Origin of the sequence: Streptomyces sp. (assembly GCF_031181555.1) — a bacterium.
Taxonomy (GTDB): Bacteria; Actinomycetota; Actinomycetes; order Streptomycetales; family Streptomycetaceae; genus Streptomyces; species Streptomyces fimbriatus.
In genome coordinates this window covers 1-4,656 of the sequence record NZ_JAPSKQ010000281.1, presented here as the reverse complement: position 1 = coordinate 4,656, position 4,656 = coordinate 1, and the positions used below count along the sequence as shown (strand labels likewise).

General features: G+C 73.1%; 5 protein-coding genes and 1 pseudogene. 2 read left to right on the top strand and 4 right to left on the bottom strand.

Translation table 11 applies throughout. The features are described from left to right. Positions 1-263 precede the first annotated feature (263 nt). Both RIM90_RS30640 and RIM90_RS30635 read left to right on the top strand, forming a co-directional pair. Entirely contained in the window at positions 264-1,280 is a 1,017-nt protein-coding gene (locus tag RIM90_RS30640; RefSeq protein WP_309064002.1) for a DUF4097 family beta strand repeat-containing protein, read from the top strand. A 1-nt stretch (position 1,281) separates the two neighbouring features. Continuing rightward, positions 1,282-2,319, top strand: coding sequence for a helix-turn-helix transcriptional regulator (locus RIM90_RS30635; protein WP_309064001.1), 1,038 nt, complete (start codon positions 1,282-1,284; stop codon positions 2,317-2,319). 108 nt (positions 2,320-2,427) lie between these two features. Here RIM90_RS30635 and RIM90_RS30630 read toward each other — a convergent pair whose 3' ends face one another. From RIM90_RS30630 to RIM90_RS30615, 4 genes and pseudogenes are all read right to left on the bottom strand, one after another. After that, complete coding sequence (locus RIM90_RS30630; RefSeq protein WP_309064000.1) at positions 2,428-2,988, bottom strand: Clp protease N-terminal domain-containing protein; 561 nt, start codon at positions 2,986-2,988, stop codon at positions 2,428-2,430. After that, entirely contained in the window at positions 2,988-3,197 is a 210-nt protein-coding gene (locus RIM90_RS30625) for an HTH domain-containing protein (RefSeq protein WP_030219802.1), read from the bottom strand. Before RIM90_RS30625 ends, RIM90_RS30630 begins: the two co-directional genes overlap by 1 nt. A 105-nt stretch (positions 3,198-3,302) precedes the next feature. Next, entirely contained in the window at positions 3,303-4,268 is a 966-nt protein-coding gene (locus RIM90_RS30620) for a zinc-binding dehydrogenase (protein WP_309063999.1), read from the bottom strand. Between the two features lie 179 nt (positions 4,269-4,447). Continuing rightward, positions 4,448-4,656 (bottom strand): annotated as a pseudogene (locus RIM90_RS30615) (NAD-dependent malic enzyme); the annotation flags it as partial.

The following is a 4,656-nucleotide window of genomic DNA, read 5'->3' as shown; positions in this document are numbered from 1 at the left end:
CTGCCCCAGGAGACGAACACCCCCCTCCCCGTCGGCTCCGGCGAGCAGCACGCGTTCGCGCAGCGGTCCGAGGACGGGTGCGAGGGGCCCGGCGTCCGGCCCGGGGTTTTCCGCCGACGCGGTCACGCGCTGGACCGGTGTGCCCGTTTCAGGCGACCACTGATCACCAGAACGGGTGTCTTGACTTTCCAGGGGTGCGATATATCGTGAATCACGTAAGACGCGATATGGCGTGTCTTCGGGTTCGTCCAGGAGGTCGTCCCATGTCCGAGTGGTCCGTCGCGGAGCCGACGAAGCTCACCTTCGACGCACCCGTGAGCGAACTCCACGTACGCATCGTCAACGGAACGGTGAACGTCGTGGGGACCGACGAAGGTTCCGCCCGCCTGCAGGTGTCCGAGATCGAAGGACCGCCCCTGGTGGTCACCCGGAAGGACGGCACCCTCACGGTGGCCTACGACGACCTGCCGTGGAAGGGCTTCCTCAAGTGGCTGGACCGGAAGGGCTGGCGCCGCAGCGCGGTGGTCTCCCTGGCCGTTCCGGCACGGACCCGGGTCGAGGTGGGCGTGGTCGGCGCCGGCGCCGTCGTCTCGGGGATCCAGGGCCCGACGGTGGTGAAGGGGGTCGCGGGTGACACCACGCTGGTCGCCCTCTCCGGCCCGGTCCGGGCGGAGACGGTGTCCGGGAACCTGGAGGCCCAGTCGGTCACCGGTGACCTGCGCTTCGCCTCCGTCTCCGGTGACCTCACGGTCGTCGAGGGCTCCGGCTCCTCCGTGCGGGCGGACTCGGTCAGCGGCTCCATGATCGTGGACCTCGATCCCGACGGCCCCACCGACGTCCGGCTGACCAGTGTCTCCGGCGAGATCGCGATCCGGCTGCCGGATCCGGCGGACGCCGAGGTGGAGGCCAACACCGCGAGCGGCGCCGTCTCCAACGCCTTCGACGACCTGCGGGTGCACGGCCAGTGGGGCGCCCACAAGATCACCGGCCGTCTGGGCGCGGGCAGCGGCAGATTGCGGGCCACCACCGTCTCCGGTTCCATCGCCCTGCTGCGCCGCCCGGCCGGGGAGGACGAGCCCGAGCCGGCGGACGCACCGCCCCGCCCCGGAAGCACGACGGACACCGCCGCACGCGGCTCGGACAGCGGACCGGCGACCGGAGCGAACAGCGGACCGGACGGCGGACCGCAGGACGGCTCGGGGGACAATTCCCCTGCCGGCAGGGGTGAGGGCGCGGCCGACGCCCCGGCCGGCGGCACGACCGACAAGAAGGTGCTCTGACATGCCCCCCGTCTTCGCTCACGGACGCCTCCGCCTGTACCTGCTGAAGCTGCTGGACGAGGCGCCGCGCCACGGCTACGAGGTGATCCGCCTCCTCGAAGAACGCTTCCAGGGGCTGTACGCGCCGTCGGCCGGCACGGTCTACCCGCGCCTGGCCAAGCTGGAGGCGGAAGGCCTGGTCACCCACACCACCGAGGGCGGCCGCAAGGTCTACTCGATCACGGACGCCGGGCGCGCCGAACTGGCCGACCGCAGCGGCGAGCTGGTCGACCTGGAGCTGGAGATCCGGGAGTCGGTCGCCGAGCTCGCCGCCGAGATCCGGGCCGACGTCAGCGGCGCGGCGGGCGATCTGCGCCGCGAGATGCGGGCCGCGGCGAGCAAGGCCCGCCAGAGCCACAGAAACGGGGCGGCCGACGAAGAGGAGGGCGGCCTCGGCGACTTCACGGTCCTCGGGGACAAGGACGCCTGGCGCGCCGCCAAGGAGGAGATGCGCCGCGCCAGGCAGGAGTGGAAGGAACAGGCCCGGCGCGCCAAGGACGAGAGCCGTCGCGCCCGCGAGGAGGCCCAGCGCGCCCGCCGCCAGGCCAAGGAGGCCCAGGACCGGGCGCAGGAGGAGGTGCAGCGCATCGCGCGACGGGTCCAGGAGCAGATGCAGGACCACTTCGCCCGGGGCGACTGGCCGACGGGCCTGCGCGAGGGCCTGAGCGAACTGGCCAAGGAGATGGGCGAGTTCGGCAAGGACTTCGCCTTCGGCCGCGCCGGCGCGGGTACCGCCGACCGGACCTCCCAGCCGTCGTACTCCCACACCCCCGAGGACTTCCCCGCCGACTGCACCCCGTCCTGGGCGCACGAGGGCGCCACGGACTCCACCGGTGACCCGGCCCGTGACCTGGACCGGCTGCTGGACCGCTTCCGGGACGACATCCGCGACGCGGCCCGCGATCACGGCGTCACCCCGGATCAGCTCCGCGACGCCCGCCACCACCTGTCCACGGCGGCGGCCCGGATCGGGGCGATACTGCGCACGCCGAAGTCCTGAGCCCGACGGCAGGCCTGAAACCCGACGGCAGGCCGGTGCCCGGCGACACGGCGGGACCCGGTGACACGGCCGGGGCCCTCGCCCGTGTCGTCGGGTGGGCCCCGCCCCTCAGGCGCACGCCTCCCCCGCGCCGCCGAGCACCCTGGTCAGCGACTCGTGGGTCACCCCGTGGTCGGCGAGCACCTCGGCGGCGACGCCGGGACGGACGGTCAGGGCGAGGAGGATGTGCTCGTCCCCGATGTGCCGCTCGCGCCGGGCGAGGGCGACGCGCAGGGCCTTCTCCAGCACCTCCTTGGCGTCCTTGCCGAAGCCGGGGCGCCCCGACCGCCAGCCCTTGTCCTTCCGGTCGCTGGACATCGCACCGACGCCATGGGCCTGCTCCACCCGGGCGACGATCTCCGAGACGTCGATGCCCAGTCCGGCGAGGGCGTCGGTCTCGGCCTGCGACAGACCGGCACGGCGCCGTGCCTCCTCCAGGGCCCGCCGCACCGACTCCTTGCGCTCGCCGGCCCCGAGCGCCGCCAGCGCGAAGGAGGCACGGCTGCCCTCACGCTCCAGCAGGGCGAGCAGCAGGTGTTCGGCGCCGACGGTCCGCCCCCGCGCCCCTTCGACGCACTCGACCGCCCCCTTCACCACCGCACGGGCGTCCTTCGTGAACCGCTCGAACATCAATGCCTCCCGTACTTCTTGTGCACGGCCTGCCTGCTGACCCCGAGCTCGGTGGCGATCTCCTGCCACGACCAGCCCTGATGGCGCGCATTGCGCACCTGCACGGTCTCCAGTTGCTCCAGCAGCCTGCGCAGCGCGGCGACGGCCCGCAGGCCGACCCGTGGATCGCGGTCGCCCGCGCGCTCGGCGAGGTCGGTTGCCTCAGTCATGATGTCAATCTAGGTTGACAACGGCCTCGCGTCAACCCGAGTTGACATGCCGACGGCCGGCCCGGAGATCCGGACCGGCCGTCGGGGGTGAGCCGAACCCCGCCGTCAGGGATTCGTGAGCACGATCTTGCCGAACTGCTCGCCGCTCTCCATCCGTTCGAACCCCTCCCGGGCCCGGTCCATGGGCAGCACCTCGTCGATGACGGGGCGCACACCGGTGGCGGCGCAGAAGGAGAGCAGGTCCTCCAGCTCGTCCTTGGTCCCCATCGTCGACCCGACGACCTTGAGCTCCAGGAAGAAGATCCGGGTCAGCTCGGCGTGCGAGGGCCGGTCCCCGCTCGTGGCCCCGGAGATGACGAGCGTGCCGCCGGGCCGCAGCGACTTCACCGAGTGGGACCAGGTCGCGGCCCCCACGGTCTCGATGACCGCGTCGACCCGCTGCGGCAGCCGCGCACCGGACTCCAGCGCCTCCACGGCCCCCAGCTCCAGCGCCCGCTTGCGCTTGGCCTCGTCCCGGCTGGTGGCGAAGACCCGCAGCCCCGCGGCCTTCCCCAGCACGATCGCGGCAGTGGCGACTCCCCCACCGGCCCCCTGCACCAGCACCGAGTCACCGGGCCGGACCCCGGCGTTGGTGAACAGCATCCGGTAGGCGGTCAGCCAGGCCGTGGGCAGGCAGGCCGCCTCCTCGAAGGACAGCTCCTTCGGCTTGGGCAGCACGTTCCAGGTGGGCACGGCGACCTGCTCGGCGAAGGTTCCCTGGTAGCGCTCGGTCAGGATGGACCGGGGCTCCGCGGGCCCCACCCCGTGACCGCTCTGTCCGATCACCGAGTGCAGGACGACCTCGTTGCCGTCCTCGTCGACACCGGCGGCGTCGCAGCCGAGGATCATCGGCAGTTTGTCCTCCGCGAGGCCTACGCCGCGCAGGGACCAGAGGTCGTGGTGGTTGAGGGAGGCGGCCTTGACCGTGACGACGCTCCAGCCGGGACGGGCCTCGGGAGCCGGACGCTCTCCCGACTCCAGGCCGGTGAGCGGCTGGTCGCGGTCGATTCGGGCGGCGTAGACAGCGAACATGACCTTGACGATAGGTTCCCCGCCCCGCGGAGGGAACCGCGGCCCGCTGTGAGACACGCCCTCTTGCCATGAAGCCGGGGTCACCCACCCGGCCGCGGCCACCCACCCGGCCGGTCCGGTCCCCGGACAGAAGGGTCGGCCCCGTCCACCGGGGACGGGGCCGACGAGAACCGCGCGCCTCAGCGGCGGGCGACCCCCTCCGCCCGGGCGGCCGCGGCCACCGCCGCCGTCACCGCGGGGGCGACCCGCTCGTCGAACGGGGACGGGATGACGTAGTCGGCGGCGAGATCGTCACCCACCACCGACGCCAGCGCCTCGGCCGCCGCCAGCTTCATCCCCTCGGTGATCCGGGAGGCCCGCACCTGCAGCGCCCCCGCGAAGATCCCCG